Raw genomic sequence first — 19,294 nt, forward strand, 5'->3', positions numbered from 1 at the left:
GTCTCCGTTTGCAGGTCTCCGTTGCCTGCCTCCGTTTGCAGGCTGCCTCCGCTTGCAGGCCTCCGTTGCTTGCCCAGCTTGCCTGCGTGGCTCGCCTTGCCTGCGTTGCTCGCCTAGCTCGCCTTGCTCGCTTCCGCTGTGATCACTGTCGGTACGCGGTAGAGCCGCGGCGGTCACCGAACCGGATTGTTGAACCTGATCTCCGGGTTGGCCGGTGTCACATCGGTCAGCAGCGGCTGAGGGATGCATTTCAGGTGGAGGTCGAGGAACGCTCCGACGTAGGCGCGGGTCAGGTGCAATCCGCGGCTTCCCGTGAGCGCGGCCGGCAACCCGCCTCCGGGCAGGCCGAGTTGGTCGAGGAAGACCGGGACGTCGGTGAAGCTGTAGTGATTTGCGCCGACCACCGTCAACCACCTTTTCCAGCCGTCGAGTCGACCCCACGCCTCGTCCCAACTGCGATCCGCGCCTCCCGGCCGGTGGGTGTCGTCGTCGGTGCCGAGCATCATGAACGGGCGTCCGCGCAGGCCGGTTTCGGGCACCGCAGAGTGGAACGCACCGTCGATGTCGACGCCTGCCCGGATTCGGGGATCGGCCGCCATCGCCGCCGCCGCGCTCGCGCCGCCGATCGAGTGGCCGGCCATGGCGATTCGGCTCCGATCGATCAGGGCCACGGCGTGCCGCCAGGTCGGCCGCGATCCGGTGAGCCGATCCAGCACGAAGGACGCGTCCTCGGCCCGCCCCGCGGTGACCGCGGCCAAGTCCTCCTCGGTCCGGACCTTTTCGCACGCGACGCAGGTGAGCATCCGGCCGGCCGGAAAGGCGGTTCCCACCGACTCGTAGGCGTGGTCGACGGCGGCCACCACGTAGCCCCGGCTTGCGAGTTCCTCGGCCAGACCGGTGAGCGTGTACGCGGACACGCCGAATCCCGGGGACAGCAGCACGAGCGGAAACCGGCCACGCGCGGGTCGGGCACCGACCTTGACGTCGGTTCCGGTGGCGGCGAGCGTCTCGGCGGGAAAGAGGCCGCCCAACCCCCGGTCCGCGAGCAGCAGGCGGGCCTCCTCGACGGTGGCATACGGCGCGGGCGTACCCGTGCCGCTGCCGGGCTGGGCGGGGTAGTACATGCCGACCATCAGCTCGCGCGCTCCGGCCTCCGGCACCCACGGGTCCCGTCGGGCCCGGTCGACGAGATGCAGGGACTCCCGACCGACGGCGAACGAGCCGGTGGGGTGAGGCAGCGAGGTCCGGCCCGCGGGCGTTGGGGCGTCGGCCTCGGCCGGGATGAAGTCGATGGAGGCCGCGGGGGCGGAAGCCGCGGCGGCAGGGGGTGCCACGGCGGTCGGCAGGGCCGACACGAGGGCGAGGGCGAGAACGAACGCGGGCAGCGCGACCTTCGAGGTCGGCGAGGATCGGGTCATGTCCCGATCCTGGTTCCGCGTCCGGTGCCGCACATCGGCCATCGGTCGCACCGCGACGCGGGCTCGGCATACCTCCCCGGAGGCATACGGCCCCCTCGTGGCCGATGGATCCGGGGGCCGGCGGGGGACGGGCCCGGCGTCCTCGGCGGGCGGTGCGGGGCCGGGGCGGCGGCGGGGCAATTCGCGGGCGCCACGTGGCCGGATCCGAGAAAGGCCTTGCCGGGGCGAGCGCACGCCGATCACCCTGGACGCATGCATCGAGACACCCGGGACACCGACGACGCATCCCGGCCCCGGCCCGGCACCGGCACCGCCACCGGCATCGGGATACGCCTCGCCGTACCGGCGGACGAACCCGTGCTGGCCAGGATCGACCGCGACACCTGGAGTCCGCAGGTCACCCCGACACCACCCCAGCCGCCGGCGCACCCGTTCTTCGACCCCGACACACCGCCGGCGAACGTGCTGGTGGCGCACGAGGGGCCGGAGGTACGCGGCTTCGTCAAAATACGCCCATCGCGGATGGCCGCCGGCGGGCATGTCCAATACATCAACGGCTTCGCGGTGGATCCCGCCCACCAGGGCCGCGGCATCGGCACCCTGCTGCTGTCCGCCGCCCGCGCCGAGGCCGCCCGCCGCAACGCACGTCGAATCACGCTGCACGTACTGGGAACCAACTCGCACGCCTGGCGGCTGTACGAGAAGAGCGGATACATCGTCGAGGGCATCGCCCGGGGCGAGTTCCTGCTCGACGGCCGCTACGTGGACTCGGTGTCGATGGCCCTGGAACTGGTGCCGGAACCGGTGCCGGAACGCGTGCCGGAACGGGTGGCGAAGCCCGGGCCGGCGCCGGGGGCCGCACCGGCATCGGCACCAGCGGCGGGACCGGCCTCGGCCTCCGCACCGGCGCTCGGTCCGATGGTGAAGGAAGTGGAGGAGGGCGCCCCGGGCCCGCTCCCGGGTACGGATCGTTCGGATTGTCCGTAGGGGTATGCCGGCGGGACGGGGGCCATCCTGCCGCCAGTTGTGCGATCGGCCGATCGGACCACGTCCGCCATGGTTCCGTGCGGACCTTCGGCGTGGCGTGCGCGCGGTGCCGGACTGTCGGGCCGAGCCGGCGGATAGTGAAACGAAGGCGATCCCGGGCATCGGTCGCGCCCGCGTCCCATGCCGCCCCTCTTGGGAGAAACCCTGTGTCCGACACTCAGTTCACCTATGTCATGTACATCCGCACCACCCCCGAGGAGTTGTGGCGCGCGCTGACCGAACGGACCGAGATCACCCGCTACTTCGACGGCTCGGGACCGGAATCGGATTGGCAGGTCGGCTCGCCGGTCCGCTGGTCGATGTCACCGCGGACGGCGCCACGGGACGCCGGTCAGGTGGTCCTGGCGGCCGAACCGCCGCGTCGACTGGCCTACACGTGGCACAACTACGAGCCCGAGATCGGCGAGATGTTCGGCTGGAGCCCGGAAGAACTCGCCGAACACCGCCGTGAGCCGATCTCGCGGGTCTCCTTCGACCTGGTACCGCTGGGCGAGGTGGTCGCGCTGCGTGTCCTGCACGACGGCTTCGCACCGGATTCCGAAATGCTCAAGAGCATCCGCGAGGGCTGGCCGATGATCCTGTCCAACCTCAAGACGGTGCTGGAAACCGGCGAAACCCTACGCTTCGGCGCGTAACACGCCGAGATCGCAACGCGCCTTCGCGGCAAGTGCCGGCATCGCCACCCCCGCCCGTCGCCTGCGCCCCGGCGTGCCGATCAGCGTGGGGAGTGGTGGCGGGTGGGGCCGGCGGGCGTGCGCAGGAAGGCCCGGGTCACCTCGGTGAAGGCTTGGGGCTCGGCGGCGTGGATCAGGTGGCCGGCCGGGATGGTGACCACCCGGGCGTCGGGAAGGCGGCGGGTCCATTCGGTGACGCGGTCCTGCGGAATATGGCTCGCCGAGCCGCCGGCAACGACGAGGGTGGGGGCGGTGATCCGGGCCAGACGCTCCCACCACACGGGATCGGGGGTGTCGACCTGCTTGCGCAGGGCCACGACCATGTCCCAGTCGAAGCCGAGTTCGCCCTCGGGCCTGGTCGGCGGGTTCGGGTCGCGCGGCAACGGGACGGAGACGTCCTCGAGCACCAACCGGCCCACCCGATCCGGATGTTCCTGCGCGAACACGTACGCCACCATGCCACCCAGCGAGTGCCCGATCAGGTCGACCCGATCGAGGCCGAGTGCGTCGAGGAAGCCGACCAGGTCGTCCCGCATCAGTTCGACGGAGTAGTCGCCGGGCCAATCGCTGCGCCCGTGCCCACGCAGATCGACCGCGTACACCCGCCACTCCTCGGCAAGCGACTCGGCTATCCGCGCCCAGTGCGCGGCGCCCTCGCCGAGTGCGTGCAGCAGCACCAGCGGCGGGGCCTGCGGCACACCCCACACGTCGTACGCCAGGCGGACCCCGTCGATCTCGACCGTGCTCGATGCACCACTCGATTCACCCATATTCGGACCATATCCGTGCGACGGACATCGACGGAACGCCGTTCGCTCCGGGCCGAAAGGACCGACGCGGTTCCGAATCCCGCGCGCTACGCATGCTCGCGCGACGCTGCGCCTGCCTCGGGACGCCTTCCCGCCCGCTCGGAGCGCAGCGCGCCGCGACTGCTCGCGGCACGCCTCGCCTGCTGTCGGCACGCTGCGCCTGCTCGGGGTGATCCAGCAGGGGGCGTACCGCGCGGGAGGGTGCCCCGAACCCGCGGCGTACCGCGCGGGAAGGTGCTCCGAGAGGCCGTGGCGTACCGCACGGCAATCCGCTCCGACACGCAGCCCATCGCGCGACGAGCTACTCCGGTTCCACGGCGTCCCTCCCGCAAGGGACAACGAGAGACGGCAAGGGCGTGCGAGTGACGGCAAGTGACGGCGAGGAACGGCAGGGGACGGCAGGGGACGGCAGGGGATCGGAACCGACGGTGCGTCAGATCCAGCCGTCGAGAGACTTCAGGAACGCGTCGAAGTCGTCGCGGTGGATGCAGTGGCCGACGTTGTCCACCACCCGTACCTCGAAGCCGTTCCCGCGCAGTTCCTCGTTCAGCGCGGGCGTCATGATGAAGCTGTCCGCCGCTGACTGGACCAGACTCGGCACCACGGGCGAGGCCGGAACGTAGTCCTGGTCGAAGTCGCCCAGCCGGGCCAGGAGACCCTGGTCGAACCTCCGGAAGCCGTCGAGCTCGGCCTGTACATCCGCCGCGGACCATCGCGGATTCATCGCACGAATGCTCTCCAGGGAGGCATTGGCCACCATCGCCCGCATCCCCTCGAAGGCGCCGGCGGGCACCGCACCCATCCGGAATCCGGGGTCCGAGTACACCACCTTCGCCGGCCGCAACCGCTCGACCGCAAGCGACAACGCAAGCGCACCGAGCGAATGCCCGATCGCCACATCGGCACCGACCGGCAGGTTCTCCACGAGGTCGTCGGCCATCGACTCCGGGCTGTACTCGGCACGTTCACTCAGCCCGTGCCCACGCAGGTCCGGCGCGTACACCCGGTAGCCGCGCTCGACCAGCACGTCCGTCAGTGCGTGCCACGTCCCGTGGTCCGACATCCCCCCATGGACAAGCACCGCAACCTTGTCCCCGACCCCACGCTCGTGCACATGAAGCTTCACGGAAGCCACCCTTCAATCCCGATCCGTCTGTCTGTTGTCTGTTCTGTTGTGTCTGTGCTGACACGATTAAGCAGCTGCTTCTGCGATGCTACCCCCGCCATCCACAGGAGACCAGAGACCCCACGCACCAAACCCCGAAGGCCGGCTCACCCCGCAACACGCGCAACCCGACGCCGGGCGACGCGGGACGACATCGGACCCCGCACGGGGTCTACGGGGGCCCGCACGGCCCCCGGCGGGCCGCCGGACGCTCATCAGGTGTAATCGCCTTCCGGGGGGCAGGCAGCGCCGAAGCGGCCCGGTGGTTCGGGTTGCCCTTCCGGCCGGCGGTCGATGTGGAGCACCGCCCGACCGAACCGATCAAATCGGTCGATGAATCCGGCGGCGTCCCGTTTCCTGGACCGCCGTGGTCGCGGGGTTCGGCAGAGCGTCTCAGCGGGTCTCTGCGTAGCAAGTGGCCATCGCCGCAGCGCGGTTGCGCAGGGAGTCGCGCAACCACTCCGGGGCCAGGGCCTCCGCGCTCGTGGCGAGATGCCACAGCGCCCATTCGGCGTGTCTCGGGTCTTGGAACGTCACCTCCAGCCGCAACCACCCGTCCACGTCCGCTTCTTCGGTGCGGATGGCCAGCGCGGTGCCCACCAGGTCCTGCCGCCGCGCCGGGTCCACCCGTACCAGCACGGTGACTTGGTCGCCGCCGGTCCGAAACTGCGTGCTGCGTTCCTGCCAGGCCCGGTCCAGATCGACCCGGTCCGGTCGCTGTGCCGGTACGGCGAGTTCCTCGGCGGCCAAGACCCGGGACAGCCGGTAGGTGCGGTCCGCGCCGGATCGGGTGGCCAGCAAGTACCCCTGGCCGCGTACGGTCACCAGGCCGATCGGGTCCACCGTGCGCCACTTCGGGGTCTGGTCCACAGCGGCGTAGCGAATGCGCAGCTTGTGTCCGGCGAACACCGCGCGCCGGACCTCGGCCACTATGGCGTCGGGCACCTCCTCGACAACCGGCCGACGCGCGAGGAGGTCGATCTCCGGGTCGATGAGCAAGCGCTGAGCCGCGCCGGCCGCGGTGGCCCGGTAGCTCTCGGGTAGCGCGTCGACCACCTTGCGCATGGCCGAAGCGAGCGCCGTACCGAGTCCGAATGCCTGCGCGCCGCGCCGCGATCCGGCGACCAGCAGGGCAAGTGCCTCGTCGTGGTTCAGTCCGGTGAGTTCGGTCCGGAAACCGGGCAGCAAAACAAAACCACCGTGCCGACCGCGTTCGGCGTAGACCGGAACGCCGGCTGTGGACAGCGCCTCCACGTCGCGCAGCACGGTGCGGGTGGATACCTCCAACTCACGGGCCAGCTCGGCCGCGGACAGCCGACCGTGCTGCCGCAGCAGCAGTACCAGCGATACCAACCGATCGGCGCGCATCCGAAAACTCTACGGGAATACACGACACAGGATGTCGTGATTCGTTGCGAGGCTTACCAGCGCGACAAAGCCCCATCGCACACGAGAGGTGATCCACATGGCACACGCCATCGTCAACCCGGACGGTCTGCACGACCCGGTCCCGTTCGGTTACAGCCACACCGCCACCATCCCCGCAGGTACCGAACTGGTTCTTGTCGCGGGTCAGTACGGATCGGGCCCGGATGGTGCGGTCGTCTCGACCGACTTCGCCGAGCAGGTGAAGCAGACGTTCCGCAACATCGGCACCGCTCTCGCCGCCCATGGGCTCGACCTCGGTCACGTCGTCCAGCTCAGGACGTACGTGGTGAACCACGACGTCAGCAAGCTGGGGCCGATCGCCGGGGCCGTACAGGAGGGCTGGGGTACGAAACCGCCCACGCAAACCCTCATCGGCGTCGCGAGCCTGGCCACGCCCGACGTGCTGTTCGAGGTCGAGGCCCTCGCCGCCCGACCCTGACTCGCCGCCGCCCGCGCCCGGGCTGTCCGCCCCGACACGGGTGGCGGTACGGCAGCCGGGTGGTGGCGTAGCAAGGTGAACGGGCCGATCGGATACGCCGATCCGGACCACACCTCGCCCTGATGAGGGACCGCCTCGTAGGCGAGCGCACGCCGCTCGCCTACGGGGCATGGCCTTCCACCACCGGGCGACGTCGAGGGCGGCTCAGCGATCCGCCGGTTCCGCCAACATGGTGGAGTCGGCGTCGGCCAACGCCCGGATCAACCGTTGCGGCAGAGCGAACACCTCGACGCCGTCGTTGAAGGGGCCGGTGACCCACTCCGGCCACCACCCGTGGAGAAGTTCGGGCGCCGGGAGGTTCGCGGACGGCTCCGAGAAGTACGTGTCCCACTCGGCTATGGCACTGTCCGGCTCAATGAATCGGCAGGTCACAGACTCGAAGGCCCGGCCGGGTCCCATCGGGCGCGTCGCAGCGGCAGTCTCGTCGTCGGGAGCGAGGAAGAACACTATGTCTTGGGCCTTCTCAGCATGATGGTGTGGTCCGGTAGCCGGATCACAGCCGGCAGGCTGTCGAACCGGCGCCGGTGACAGATATCTCGACCAAGTGACAACTGTCTCGACCGGTCACAGAATCGTCGTGATCGTCCTCGCGCCCTCTCCTCTTCGCCCCCACGGAGTCACCGAAGCATCCCGTGCGGGTATCCAAGAGGCTGCAGCGGCCTTGAGTGCATGCACAACTCACCCCACCCGAGAGGCCCTTCGCACGTCGCGGCCCGACCGGGACGATCACCATGTCCGCTGAGGCGGGAGAGCTTTTTGGCTCCCCGGCTTCCTTGGCTCCCCGGCTTCCTTGGCTCCTCGGCTTCCTTGGCTCCCCGGCTTCCTTGGCTCCCCGGCTACTCGACTCCCCGGTTATCGGCTTCCTCGGCCACTCGACTCCTCAGCTGCTCGGCCTCCTCGGCTACTTGACTCCTTGGCTACTCCGCCCGACGACTCGCGTCTGCCTGGACCTCGAAGACGAACGCGAGTCCGTCGCGCTCGTTCCCCTTCTCGCCGACGCGGGTGAAGCCGAAGCCTGCGATGGTGGCCAGGGATGCGCTGTTGTCGGCGCCGATCGTGGCCCGCACGGTCGTGACACCGGGTTCGGCGGCGGCCCTGTCGAGCAGCGCCGCCAGCATGGCGCGGGCATAGCCCTGGCGGCGATACCCCGGCACGACGGTGTAGCCGACCTCGACCACGCCGGCCTCGTCCGGCGGCCCGTGGAACCCGGCATCGCCCACGACGACCCCGTCCGGCTCGGACACCGCGGCCCGCGTGATCCAGGGCGCGGCAGACGGGTCCTTCGCGAGCTGGTCGGCGCGATAACCGAAGATCCAGCGGGCCCGTTCGCAGACGAAGTGTTCGTCAAGGGCGACCCCGGCCTCGGCGCTGCCGCCGGCGAGGTCACCGTCGGCGAGCGCCCGCAGCGCCTTTGCGCCGAGCTCGACGAAGCGGACGCGTTTGGGGGAGGAGAGAAGTTCAGTGCTCACCGCGGAGATGCTCGCCCAGTACCGGAAGGTTGTCCACCGCTTTACGACCTCGACGAACACGACGGTCGTCCCGGTCGGGTCGTGACACGTGAAGGGCGCCACGGACGCCGCGATGCCTAAGCCGAGACCCATTTCCCGGCCGCACGATGCCTACCGCGCCGAGCCCATCTCGCGACGGCCTCACTCACCTCCGGCCGACCGCGCCGGCGCTGCTCGCTGCCGGATGGGTACCGAACCCGTCCTCGTCCGCGACACCACCCGCTGATCACCCACCAGCCAAGCCGGCAGGCCGGAGCCGGGCACGGGGCGAGGCTCGGAACCTGGTGGGTGGGGCGGGGCGGGGGGGTGGCGGGGCAACGCGGGGCGGCGGCGTGCGTGACGGGTGGTGCAGGGAGCCGCGACCTGATGCGTGTGGATGGGGCCCAGAGTGGACGGACGGCGGGGGGTTCGGAACGGGCGGCGCCAGGCGCTGCGGGGGTCGGCGCGGGACGCGTGGCATCGAGCGTGGAGCGTAGAGGGTGAATTGCGCAGTGCGTGGTGGGGGGAGTACGGAGAGACGTACCGGGGCGGGCGCCGGCCGCCGGCGTGGCGTGGTGAGCGGCGTGGTGAGCCGGCGGCGCCGCGCGCCGTGTGAGCGAGGGTCGAATCGGGGCATGTGGAGAGTCGAGTAAGGCGTCGGACCTCAGCCCGCGGGCGCCTCGCGCATCAGCGGTCGGGAAGGCCGTCCTTGCTCCCGTCCTCGCTCCCGTCCTTGCTCCCGTTCTCGTTCTCGTTCGTGCCGTCCGCGCGGGATCGTGGACGGCCCTCAAGGTGAAGGAGGTTGGCGAGGAAGCCGGGGAAGCGTTGTTCGAACTCGGGTTCGCGAAGGCGCAGCATCATGCCGGTGCCGGTGTTGCGTTGGATGATCAGGCCCGCCTCGCGCAGCACCTTCCAGTGGTATGAGCGCGTGGACTTGGTGCCGGGCACCGAGAACATCGAACACGGCTGCTCGCGGGTCGGGTCCGCGGCCAGCGCGACGACCACGCCGCGCCGATGGTCGTCGGACAGCGCGGCGAAGACCGCGCTCAGCGACACCTGGTCCAGCGACGGGTGGTGCATCTGGACGGGCATCCCGCATCCGCTCCTTGCCTCGATCCATAGTTGCCGGCGCATGCCGTGGGTGTCTACGGTACCGGGGTACGAAGATTTTCGAACCACCCGATGGAGAGTGCACCATGACGAACACCCCGCCCACCGCCCAGCCGAACCCGGTTCGCCCCACCGTCGCCGTGCTGGGCACCGGCATCATCGGCGCCGCCATCGCCCGCAACCTGTCCCGGAACGACTTCACGGTTCGGGCCTGGAACCGTACGCCCGCCAAGGCCGCCGCCCTGACCGCCGACGGCGTGACCGCAGCCGACACACCGACCGACGCGGTCTCCGGTGCGGACATCGTGGTCACCGTGCTCAACGACGGCCCTCGGGTACTGGACGCGATGCGGGCCGCGGTGCCGGGGCTGCGCGCCGGCGCGGTATGGGTACAGATCAGCACGGTCGGCATCGACGCCCTGGACGAACTGTCCGCGTTCGCCCGCGAACACGAGCTGCTTCTCGTGGACGCCCCGGTGCAGGGCACCCGAGGGCCCGCCGAACAGGGACAGTTGGTCGTACTGGCGGCGGGCGCGCCGGCGAGCCGCGAGGTCGTCCAGCCGCTGTTCGACACGATCGGTCGGCGCACCCTGTGGGTCGGCGAGGACGGCACCTCCGGCGCGGCCACCCGCCTCAAGCTCGTCCTCAACACCTGGGTCCTGGCGCTGACCCACGGTGTCGGCGAGGCCCTGGCCCTCGCCAAGGGGCTGGACGTGGACCCGCAACTGTTCCTCGAAGTGGTCGGCGGCGGCCCGATGGACAACGCGTACTTCCAACTCAAGTCCGCCGCCATCCTCTCCGACGACTACACCACCAGCTTCTCGGTGGACAACGCGGAGAAGGACGCCCGACTGGTGCTTCAGGCCGCCGACCACGCGGGCATCCACATGGACGTCGTCGCCGCCGGCGCAGAACGCCTTCGCCGTGCCTCCGCACAGGGCCACGGCGACAAGGACATGGCGGCCGGCTACTTCGCCGGCTTCGACAAGTAACGGCCCACACACCAAAGCAAGTTCGACCACGAATCCGCGCACAACGCACGACACACGCAAACACCCGCCCTGCCAACCGGCCGCGGCGTAGCGGGGCGCGGCGCGGTGCGGGGGGCGGTGCGGGGCGCGGCGCGGCGCGGGGCGGGGCGTGGCGCGGGGCGGGGCGTCCCCGGCCATGGGTACCGAACTCCCGTCGCCCGCAAAGCCCATCGCCGCCGGGCCACGAACGTCACGAAGGATCCGGCTGTCACGACCGGCCCGCCCGCGGCGCGGCGGCCCCGGAAAGTGCCTCCGGCTCCCGGTGCCCGCAAAGCACTTTCGCATCGACGACGGCCCTCCGAATCGGGATCCGCGCACTCGCCGAGGATCCCGATCCGGCCGACGCCATCGCCTCCATCGCCATCTCGTCCGTCGCCACCGGCACCATGGCCGCCCTCCCCGGCGCGGTCAGCCGCGAGCACCACGCCCCGGGGCGCTCGCGAGCCTGCGCATCACCACCGGGACGACGATCGCCGCGGCCACCAAGTGCGCACCACACAACATCGCCTTGGTCGAGGCGGGCGTGTCACCGGCCGGCAGCGGGCCGGCCATGGACAGCGCGGTCAACACGACCGTGGCCACCAGGTACGTCCGCGCCGGGCGGGCCGCGAAGCGGGCGACGAGTACGGCCAGTACCGTCCCGATGGACAGGCCCACGGCCGTGCCCATCGCGAACATCCCGACGGTGATCGGGTCCGCCGTTTCCGCCCCGATGTTGCCGGCCCGCATCGGCACGCCGAGGCCCCGTGCGAGCAACCCGTACACCTCCGTGCCGATCGCGGCGGCCACCCCCGCAGCCACGCTCACCATCCACACCGCCCGCGATTCCCAAGCGGCGGCCATACGATCGGCCGAGGTCGAGTGCGTCGTGGTGTCCATCGGCGTTCTCCTTTGACATTCGCGCGGTTCCCGTTGCCCGACGGTCGGAGCCGAACCCCGCCTCTCGACATCACCGCCGACATCCATACCGATCGACTTCACCACCGGCGGCGGCACCGCGGGCGGGACGCCGACGCACGTAATCTCGACGCCATGGGTGGATTCCTGGGATTCCTGCTGGTCGCCGGTTGCCTCGCCACGACACTGGGCTGTTGTGCGTGGATGGCCGCCCATGTGCGCCGTCGAGGTGTCGCCGGCGCGGCCATCCGCGCGGCCATGGCGTCCTACGACGAGGCACTGCACGGCACCGCGAACGACGCCCACATCGAGATCCAGGTCCAGGCGCAGCGCAAGGTGCCGATGCGATCCCCCGACGACCCGTGGCGCCCGCATCACGACGAACCGGCCCACCCGAGCGCCCCGGACCGCCGGAGTCACAACCGCCGGCCGCGCCGCCCCCGTCTCTTCCCCCGCCTCCTTCGCCGCCGCCCACCGCGCTGACCACCCCTCGGGGACCCGCCACAGGATCTTCGGCGGAACGGGGTCGAGGCGTTCGGCAGACGGCAATGGCTCGACTTCGACGCGCCAACGGTCGGGACCATGTTCCTCGACCCCAACGGTGAAGACACGGAATCAACGGCCAAGAGCACCCACCCGGAACGCGAGCACCGCTCCGGGACGCGAGCACCTGCCCAAAGCCAGAACACGGGCGCAAGCCGGGACCGCTCGGCCAGAACGAGAGCACCGCTCTGGAACCCGAGCACCTCGCCAAAGCCAAACCACGCGAGAGCGAAAGAACTCCCTCCGAAACAAGAGCACCGCTCCAAAGCGTGAGCACCCAACCAAAACCAGAACACAGCTCCGCACAAGAGCGCTCGACCGCGATGCTGTGGTGATCGCCCAGGTCGCCCACGGCGACCTGGGGCCACCACGCGTGCGCCGAACGAGAGCACCGCTCCAGGACGCGAGCGCCTCGGCCCAAGGCCAAAGCACGAGACTTGAGACGAGACCGCCCGACCGAAACGAGAGCACTGCTCCGAAAACGCGGCGTGCCCGACCAGGCCGGGACACGAGGGCGAAACGAGCCCCCGAATGAGAACGAGAGCACCGCTCTGGGCCGCGAGGCGCCTCCCCATGGCCAGCCGCGTGGGGGGCAAAGGCGACCCTCAACGAAACGAGAGCACTGCTCCGAAGCGTGAGCACCAGACCAAAGCCAGAACACGGCTCCAGGACAAGAGCAAGCGGCCAAAACGAGAGCACCGCTCCGAGACGCGAACACCCGGCCAACGCCTGAGCGAGGGCGAGACAGGGCCCTTGAGGAAAACGAGAGCACCGCTCGCGGGCCGCGAGCACCTCGCCAAGGCCATCCGCGCGAGGAGCAGGCGACCCTCCAACGAAACGAGAGCACTGCTCCGAAGCGTGAGCACCAGACCAGAGCCAGAGCACGCTCCGGGACGAGAGCAACCGGCCGAAAGGAGAGCACCGCTCCACGAAGCGAACACCCGGGGGCAACGTCTGAACACGAGGGCGAAACAAGGCCCTCGATAAGAGCGAGAGCACCGCTCCCGGGCCGCGAGCACCTCGCCAAGGCCATCCACGCGAGAGCAAAGCGACCCTCAACGAAACGAGAGCACGGCTCCGAAGCGTGAGCACCAGACCAAAGCCAGGACACACAGCTCCAGGACAAGAGCAAGCGGCCGAAACGAGAGCACCGCTCCACGAAGCGAACACCCAGCCAACGCCTGAGCGAGGGCGAAACAAGGCCCTCGACGGAAAGGAGAGCACCGCTCGCGGGACGCCGAGCACCTCGCCAAGGCCATCCGCGCGAGGAGCGAGGCGACCCTCTACAACACGAGAGCACCGCTCCGAAACGTGAGCACCAGACCATCGCCGGGGCAGGGCTCGGGACGAGAGCACGCGGCCGAAACGAGAACGCCGCTCCGAGACGCGAGCGCCTGCCCAAAGGCTGGAACTGCGAGACCGAGGCGAGACCTCCCGGCCGAAGCGACAGCACTGCCCCGAAACGAGAGCACTGCCCCGAAACGCGGACACTGGCCGGACGCAAGCATCAAGGCAGCGGGCCCCTCCACCGAAACGAGAGCACTGCCCCACGACGCGAACACCTGGCCAAAACCAGCACGAGACCGAAACCACGACTACGACCGGGACCGGGACCGGGACCGGGACACGACCGTGGCCCGCCCGCCCCCGCCCCGCCCCCGCCCCCGCCCCCGCCCGCGTCTGCGTCCGCGCGCCCGAGGCAAGACCTCTCCACCCGCGCGAGAGCACCGCTCCGAGACACGAGCACTCGCCGCTCACGGCCAGAGCGCAGGGTTGAGGCAAGAGCGCCCGGCCGAAACGAGAGTGGTGCTCTCGAACGCGAACACCGCGGCCCGAACGCCACCACCCGAGCAGGCCGCCCGCGCGCGAAAAGGTTGCCGCCGACGCCCATGCCGTCCGCCCGGCCCACCCCAACCCACCCGCGAACCACCTAAGTTGCGGCTCGGAACTTAATCTGCGGCCCAACCTCACTCACCCGGGTTCGCGATCCGAAGCCCTTCGGCGCCACCTTGGCCGCTTGGTGTTGATTCTTGAAGATCTTCATGGCTAACAACCGGTTTTTGGTTCACCTGCGTTTCCCAACCGTTACCGAAGCCGGCATTTCTCAGGGCTTCCGGGGTCTGGCGGACACCCCGTCGGGCTATTACGTTGTCGCCCACAACATTTAAGGCGACACCGCCTTCACCTGTTGCAGATCCCCCTGTCGTACCCCCCGCCCCGCCCGAGCACCCCGCACGCCGCACTCCGCACCCCGTGCCGCACCCCGCAACCCCGCACCCCGCACAGCCCAGCCACACCCCAACGCCACACCCCGCCGCCCCCGACGCCGCACCACCCCCACGACGACGACGTCTGCACGTCTCCACGTCCCCCGCCGGCTCCACCGGCGCGTGCCCGAAGGGATCCACCATGCGCAAGAGGTTCCTCGTGTCCGTCTCCGCCTGCGCCGTACTGGCCGCCGGCACCCTCTCCGCCTGCTCGGACGATTCCGGCACCGGATCGTCCGGCTCCACCAACGGCGGTGGCAAGAAGGCGAAGATCGGCGTGATCCTGCCCGACAGCAAGACGTCGGGCCGGTGGGAGACCAACGACCGCAAGTACCTCACCGACGCGTTCAAGGCCGCCGGCGTCGACTACGACATCCAAAACGCGCAGGGCGACAAGTCCCAGTTCCAGACGCTGGCCGACCAGATGATCACCAACGGCGCGACCGTCCTGATCATCGTCAACCTGGACAGCGGCACCGGAAAGGCCGTTCTGGACAAGGCCAAGTCCCAGGGTGTCGCGACCATCGACTACGACCGGCTGACCCTCGGCGGCAGCGCTCAGTACTACGTCAGCTTCGACAACGTGAAGGTCGGCACCCTGATGGGGCAGGGCCTCGAGAAGTGCCTGTCCGCCGCGAACGCGCAGAAGCCCACCGTCGCGATGCTCAACGGCTCGGCCACCGACAACAACGCGACGCTGCTCAAGCAGGGCTACGACGCGGTGCTCAAGCCGAAGTTCGACTCGGGCGAGTACGTCAAGGGCCCGGACCAGGCCGTCCCGGACTGGAACAACACCGAGGGCGCCAACATGTTCGAGCAGATGCTCACCCAGTCGCCGAACATATCCGGCGTCGTGGCGGCCAACGACGGCCTGGGCAACGCCGCGATCTCGATCCTGAAGAAGCAGAAGCTCAACGGTAAGGTCCCGGTCACCGGGCAGGACGCGGAGACCACCGCGCTGCAGAACATCCTGGTCGGCGACCAGTGCATGACCGTCTACAAGGCGATCAAGAAGGAGGCCGACGCGGTCTCCGGGCTGGCCGTCGCGCTCGCCAAGGGCCAGAAGCCGGCCGTGCCCGCCACCGTCCGTGACCCCGAGGGCAAGCGCGACGTGCCCTCCGTGCTCCTGGAGCCCGTGGCCATCTACAAGGAGAACGTCAAGGACGTGGTCACCGACGGCTACGTCACCAAGGACACCCTGTGCACCGGCGCCTACGCCGCCAAGTGCACCGAGTTCGGCATCAACTAGCCAACCGAAAACCGGCCCTCCGGAACCGAACTTCCGCACCCGGCCTTTCCGGAACCCCCTGACCAGCCCGCTGACCAGACCCCCTGAACAGACCCCCTGACCAGACCCCCTGACCAGGACTCCCTGAACAGGCCTCCCTGAACAGGCCTTCCGGAATCAGCCACCCGGAACCAGCCACCCGGACCGCGCAGTTGCGCCGGAACCGACGCTCGACACCCACGAGCGTCGGTTCCGGCCGGCGCGTACCCTGCCGCCACCCCACGCGAGGAGCCCGCACAGTGGCCCTGTCCCCCACCCCCGCCCCGCCGCCCGCGTCCGATCCCGTGCTCGAACTGCGCGGCATCAACAAGAGCTTCGGTGCCGTACACGTCCTGCGCGACGTGGACCTGTCCGTGTACGAGGGCCAGGTGACCGCGCTCGTCGGCGACAACGGCGCAGGCAAGTCGACCCTGGTCAAGTGCATCGGCGGCATCCACACCGCCGACTCCGGCGAGTACTTCTTCGACGGTGCGCGGGTCACCGTCAACAGCCCCCGCGACGCGTCCGATCTGGGCGTCGAGATCGTCTACCAGGACCTCGCCCTGTGCGACAACCTCGACATCGTGCAGAACATGTTCCTCGGCCGCGAGCGCCGGCGCGGCTGGGTGCTGGACGAGGACAGCATGGAACAGATCGCCGAGGAGACCCTGGCCGGCCTGTCCGTACGCACCGTCTCCTCGATCCGCCAGCGCGTCTCCAGCCTCTCCGGCGGCCAGCGCCAGACCGTGGCGATCGCCAAGGCGGTGCTGTGGAACAGCAAGGTCGTCGTCCTGGACGAACCCACCGCCGCGCTGGGCGTCTCGCAGACCGCGCAGGTGCTCGAACTGGTGCGCCGCCTGGCCGACAACGGCCTGGCCGTCGTCCTCATCTCGCACAACATGAACGACGTGTTCGCGGTCGCCGACCGGATTGCGGTGCTCTACCTGGGCCGCACCGCCGCGCAGGTCAGCACCAGCGAGATCACCCATTCCCAGATCGTCGAACTCATCACGTCGGGGCAGACCGAGGCACTCGGTCCCGGCGCGGGTCGAAACGGAGTCAACCGATGACGAGCAGCGTCCTGCCTCTCGCCGACAAGAGCGACTCCGATGCGCCGGAGTCGCCGGTGGTCACGCACATCAAGGACTACGTCGCGCGCCTGCGCGGCGGCGACACCGGCGCGATGCCCGCCGTGCTCGGTCTGGTGGTGCTGTGCACGGTCTTCGCGATCATGCGTCCGCGGTTCCTGAGCGCGGGCAACTTCGCCAACCTGTTCACCCAGGGCGCCGCGGTCACCGTGATCGCGATGGGATTGATCTTCGTCCTGGTACTCGGCGAGATCGACCTGTCCGCGGGCTTCGCCAGCGGCGTGTGTGCCGCCGTGCTCGCCGTGCTGCTGACCGAACACGGCTGGCCCTGGTATGCGGGCGTACTCGCCGCCCTGGTCGTCGGCGCGGTGATCGGCCTGGTGCTCGGCATACTGGTGGCCAAGGTCGGCATCCCCTCCTTCGTGGTCACGCTGGGCGCGTTCCTGGCCTTCCAGGGCGTGTCGCTGCTCCTGGTCAAGGGCGGCACCAACGTGCCGGTGCGCGACTCCACCATCCTGGCCATCTCCAACCGCAACCTCGCGCCGATCGTCGGCTGGCTGCTGGCCGCCGCCACGGTGGGCGGCTACGCGGCTCTGCAACTGCGCCGCAATCGCAACCGCATGCGCCGCGGGCTGAGCGCCGAACCGATCGCGATCACCGGAATCCGGGTGGGCGCGCTGGCGGTCCTGGTCGGCGTCGCGGTGTACGTGCTCAACCAGGAGCGCAGCCGCAACGTGGTGATCTCCTCGCTGCGCGGCGTGCCGATCGTGGTGCCGGTTCTGGTGGTGCTGCTCCTGATCGGCACGTTCGTGCTGCGCCGCACGCCGTACGGGCTGAGCCTGTACGCGGTCGGCGGCAACCGCGAGGCCGCCCGCCGGGCCGGGATCAACGTGGACCGGGTGCGGATCTCGGCGTTCGTGATCTGTTCCACGATGGCCGCCATCGGCGGCATCATCGCCGCCTCGCGGGCCAACTCGGTGGACTCCAACACCGGTGGCAGCAACGTGCTGTTGTACGCCGTGGGCGCCGCGGTGATCGGTGGCACCAGCCTGTTCGGCGGCAAGGGCCGGGTGTTGGACGCCGTGCTGGGCGGCGCCGTGGTCGCGGTGATCGACAACGGCATGGGGCTCATGGGGTACAGCGCCGGCGTCAAGTACGTTGTGACCGGCGTCGTGCTGCTCCTCGCCGCCGGGGTCGACGCCCTGTCACGGCGGCGGGCCGAAGCCGCCGGGCTGCGGTGACGCCGCCCTCCCCCTCGATCGACGCCACGGATGAGAAAGGCAGGGTCCGCAGCCCGATGCGCGCAGCGCCCACCCAGGAGGACATCCGCAGGCAGAACCTGGGGGCGCTGCTTCGCCACGTGCACGTGCTCGGCCCCACCTCACGCGCCCAGTTGACCGCGGGCATGGGGCTCAACCGCAGCACCATCGGCGCGCTCACCGCCGACCTGGCGGCGGCCGGCCTGGTCGTGGAGGAGGCCCCGCGGGACACCTCCGGCGGTGGGCGCGGCCGGCCCTCGCTCGTGGTGCGGGCGCAGTCGCAGCGGGTGTACGTGTACGCGTTCACGATCGGCGTGGACCGGGTGGTCGCGGCCCGGGTCGGGCTCGGTGGGGTGATCCTGGATCGCCGGGAAATACAGCGTCCGGGAAGCGGGTTCTCGCCCAAGGAGGTGGCCGAGGCGCTCGGCGGGTTCGTCGCGCAGATGCGGCTGAGCGCGCCGCGTGACGGCGTGTGTGTGGGTGCCGGGGTCGCGGTGTGTGCGATGGTGCGCGGCTCGGACGGCACGATTCCCGAGGGGCACACCCCGGATTGGCGCGACGAGCCGCTGGGCGAGCGGCTGTCGACGGCGATCGGCACGGTGGTCATGGTCGGCAACGACGCCGACCTGGGCGTGGTCGCCGAGCACACCCGGGGTGCGGCGGTGGGCTGTGACGACGTGATCTACCTGCACGGCGACGTGTGCATCGGCGGCGGCATCCTGTCCGCCGGGCGGCCGGTGACCGGCGGCGACGGATACGCGGGCGAGGTCGGGCACATGGTGGTCAACCCGGACGGCCGGCCGTGTCGGTGCGGGTCGCGCGGGTGCTGGGAGACCGAGATCGGCGAGTTCGCGCTCACCCGCGGTACCGCCAAGCACGCGATCGGCGGGCTGGCCGACTCGGCGGCTCGCGGCGATCAGGACGCCGAGGAGGGGCTGCGCCGAGTCGGCGACTGGCTCGGGCTCGGCGTGGCCAATCTGGTCAACATCCTCAATCCGCAGATGGTGGTGTTCGGCGGGACGCTGCGCGAGGTGTACCTGGCCACCGCGGCGCAGGTGCGCAGTCGGCTCAACCGGACCTCACTGGCCGTCACCCGCGAACACCTCAAGCTGCGCACGGCCGCGCTCGGCGACGACGCCCCGCTGTACGGCGCCGCCGAGTTGGCCTTCGCCCGCCTGCTGGACAACCCGCTGGAACCGGGATTGGAACCGCCGGCCTGACGGCCCCGAAGCGAAGCCGGGGCCGACGGGCCGACGGCGCAACGAGCCCACGGGCCCACGGACGCAGCCCCGACCGGCGGTCGGT

17 protein-coding genes are annotated in these 19,294 nt (G+C 70.2%); 9 read left to right on the forward strand and 8 right to left on the reverse strand.

The window, feature by feature from the left end:
- Positions 1-173: 173 nt before the first annotated feature.
- Positions 174-1,418 carry an alpha/beta hydrolase family protein gene (locus ACFZBU_RS15960; RefSeq protein WP_391584156.1) on the reverse strand — a complete coding sequence of 415 codons (1,245 nt, stop codon included), beginning with the start codon at positions 1,416-1,418 and terminating at the stop codon, positions 174-176.
- A gap of 252 nt (positions 1,419-1,670) precedes the next feature.
- On the opposite strand from ACFZBU_RS15960, the gene ACFZBU_RS15965 reads away from it, so the two are divergent.
- Both ACFZBU_RS15965 and ACFZBU_RS15970 read left to right on the forward strand, forming a co-directional pair.
- Entirely contained in the window at positions 1,671-2,405 is a 735-nt protein-coding gene (locus tag ACFZBU_RS15965) for a GNAT family N-acetyltransferase (protein ID WP_391584157.1), read from the forward strand.
- A 206-nt stretch (positions 2,406-2,611) separates the two neighbouring features.
- On the forward strand, positions 2,612-3,100 hold the full coding sequence (locus ACFZBU_RS15970; RefSeq protein ID WP_391584158.1) for an SRPBCC family protein: 489 nt from the start codon (positions 2,612-2,614) through the stop codon (positions 3,098-3,100).
- 80 nt (positions 3,101-3,180) lie between these two features.
- On the opposite strand, the gene ACFZBU_RS15975 is transcribed toward ACFZBU_RS15970, so the two are convergent.
- The 3 genes from ACFZBU_RS15975 to ACFZBU_RS15985 form a co-directional block, all read right to left on the reverse strand.
- Positions 3,181-3,909 (reverse strand): alpha/beta fold hydrolase, encoded by a 729-nt coding sequence (locus ACFZBU_RS15975; protein ID WP_391584159.1) that lies wholly within the window; start codon positions 3,907-3,909, stop codon positions 3,181-3,183.
- Positions 3,910-4,381: 472 nt separating this feature from the next.
- Positions 4,382-5,083 (reverse strand): alpha/beta fold hydrolase, encoded by a 702-nt coding sequence (locus tag ACFZBU_RS15980; RefSeq protein ID WP_391584160.1) that lies wholly within the window; start codon positions 5,081-5,083, stop codon positions 4,382-4,384.
- 423 nt (positions 5,084-5,506) lie between these two features.
- On the reverse strand, positions 5,507-6,481 hold the full coding sequence (locus ACFZBU_RS15985; RefSeq protein WP_391584161.1) for a helix-turn-helix transcriptional regulator: 975 nt from the start codon (positions 6,479-6,481) through the stop codon (positions 5,507-5,509).
- A gap of 97 nt (positions 6,482-6,578) precedes the next feature.
- Here ACFZBU_RS15985 and ACFZBU_RS15990 point away from each other — a divergent pair, with 97 nt between their 5' ends.
- Positions 6,579-6,980: a RidA family protein gene (locus tag ACFZBU_RS15990; RefSeq protein ID WP_391584162.1), complete on the forward strand. Its 402-nt coding sequence runs from the start codon at positions 6,579-6,581 to the stop codon at positions 6,978-6,980.
- Positions 6,981-7,184: 204 nt separating this feature from the next.
- Here the strand turns inward: ACFZBU_RS15990 and ACFZBU_RS15995 are convergent, their stop codons facing one another.
- The 3 genes from ACFZBU_RS15995 to ACFZBU_RS16005 all read right to left on the reverse strand — a co-directional run bounded on the left by ACFZBU_RS15995 (position 7,185) and on the right by ACFZBU_RS16005 (position 9,619).
- Positions 7,185-7,412 carry a hypothetical protein gene (locus ACFZBU_RS15995; protein WP_391584163.1) on the reverse strand — a complete coding sequence of 76 codons (228 nt, stop codon included), beginning with the start codon at positions 7,410-7,412 and terminating at the stop codon, positions 7,185-7,187.
- Between the two features lie 545 nt (positions 7,413-7,957).
- On the reverse strand, positions 7,958-8,509 hold the full coding sequence (locus ACFZBU_RS16000; protein WP_391584164.1) for a GNAT family N-acetyltransferase: 552 nt from the start codon (positions 8,507-8,509) through the stop codon (positions 7,958-7,960).
- Between the two features lie 705 nt (positions 8,510-9,214).
- Positions 9,215-9,619, reverse strand: a complete 405-nt coding sequence (locus ACFZBU_RS16005; RefSeq protein WP_391584165.1) for an ArsR/SmtB family transcription factor — start codon at positions 9,617-9,619, stop codon at positions 9,215-9,217.
- Between the two features lie 104 nt (positions 9,620-9,723).
- Between ACFZBU_RS16005 and ACFZBU_RS16010 the strand changes: the two genes are divergently transcribed.
- Entirely contained in the window at positions 9,724-10,629 is a 906-nt protein-coding gene (locus ACFZBU_RS16010) for an NAD(P)-dependent oxidoreductase (RefSeq protein ID WP_391584166.1), read from the forward strand.
- A 447-nt stretch (positions 10,630-11,076) separates the two neighbouring features.
- Here the strand turns inward: ACFZBU_RS16010 and ACFZBU_RS16015 are convergent, their stop codons facing one another.
- Positions 11,077-11,547, reverse strand: coding sequence for a DUF6069 family protein (locus ACFZBU_RS16015; protein ID WP_391584167.1), 471 nt, complete (start codon positions 11,545-11,547; stop codon positions 11,077-11,079).
- A 153-nt stretch (positions 11,548-11,700) separates the two neighbouring features.
- On the opposite strand from ACFZBU_RS16015, the gene ACFZBU_RS16020 reads away from it, so the two are divergent.
- From ACFZBU_RS16020 to ACFZBU_RS16040, 5 genes are all read left to right on the forward strand, one after another.
- Complete coding sequence (locus tag ACFZBU_RS16020; RefSeq protein ID WP_391584168.1) at positions 11,701-12,048, forward strand: hypothetical protein; 348 nt, start codon at positions 11,701-11,703, stop codon at positions 12,046-12,048.
- A gap of 2,469 nt (positions 12,049-14,517) precedes the next feature.
- Entirely contained in the window at positions 14,518-15,624 is a 1,107-nt protein-coding gene (locus ACFZBU_RS16025; protein ID WP_391584169.1) for a sugar ABC transporter substrate-binding protein, read from the forward strand.
- Positions 15,625-15,902: 278 nt separating this feature from the next.
- Positions 15,903-16,712 (forward strand): ATP-binding cassette domain-containing protein, encoded by an 810-nt coding sequence (locus tag ACFZBU_RS16030; RefSeq protein ID WP_391584170.1) that lies wholly within the window; start codon positions 15,903-15,905, stop codon positions 16,710-16,712.
- A complete protein-coding gene (locus ACFZBU_RS16035) occupies positions 16,709-17,971 on the forward strand; it encodes a sugar ABC transporter permease (RefSeq protein ID WP_391584171.1) in 1,263 nt (420 codons plus the stop codon). Before ACFZBU_RS16030 ends, ACFZBU_RS16035 begins: the two co-directional genes overlap by 4 nt.
- A 56-nt stretch (positions 17,972-18,027) precedes the next feature.
- Positions 18,028-19,209: an ROK family protein gene (locus ACFZBU_RS16040; protein ID WP_391584172.1), complete on the forward strand. Its 1,182-nt coding sequence runs from the start codon at positions 18,028-18,030 to the stop codon at positions 19,207-19,209.
- The last annotated feature ends 85 nt before the right edge of the window (positions 19,210-19,294 follow it).

The organism is Embleya sp. NPDC008237, from assembly GCF_042956465.1.
GTDB lineage: Bacteria > Actinomycetota > Actinomycetes > Streptomycetales > Streptomycetaceae > Embleya.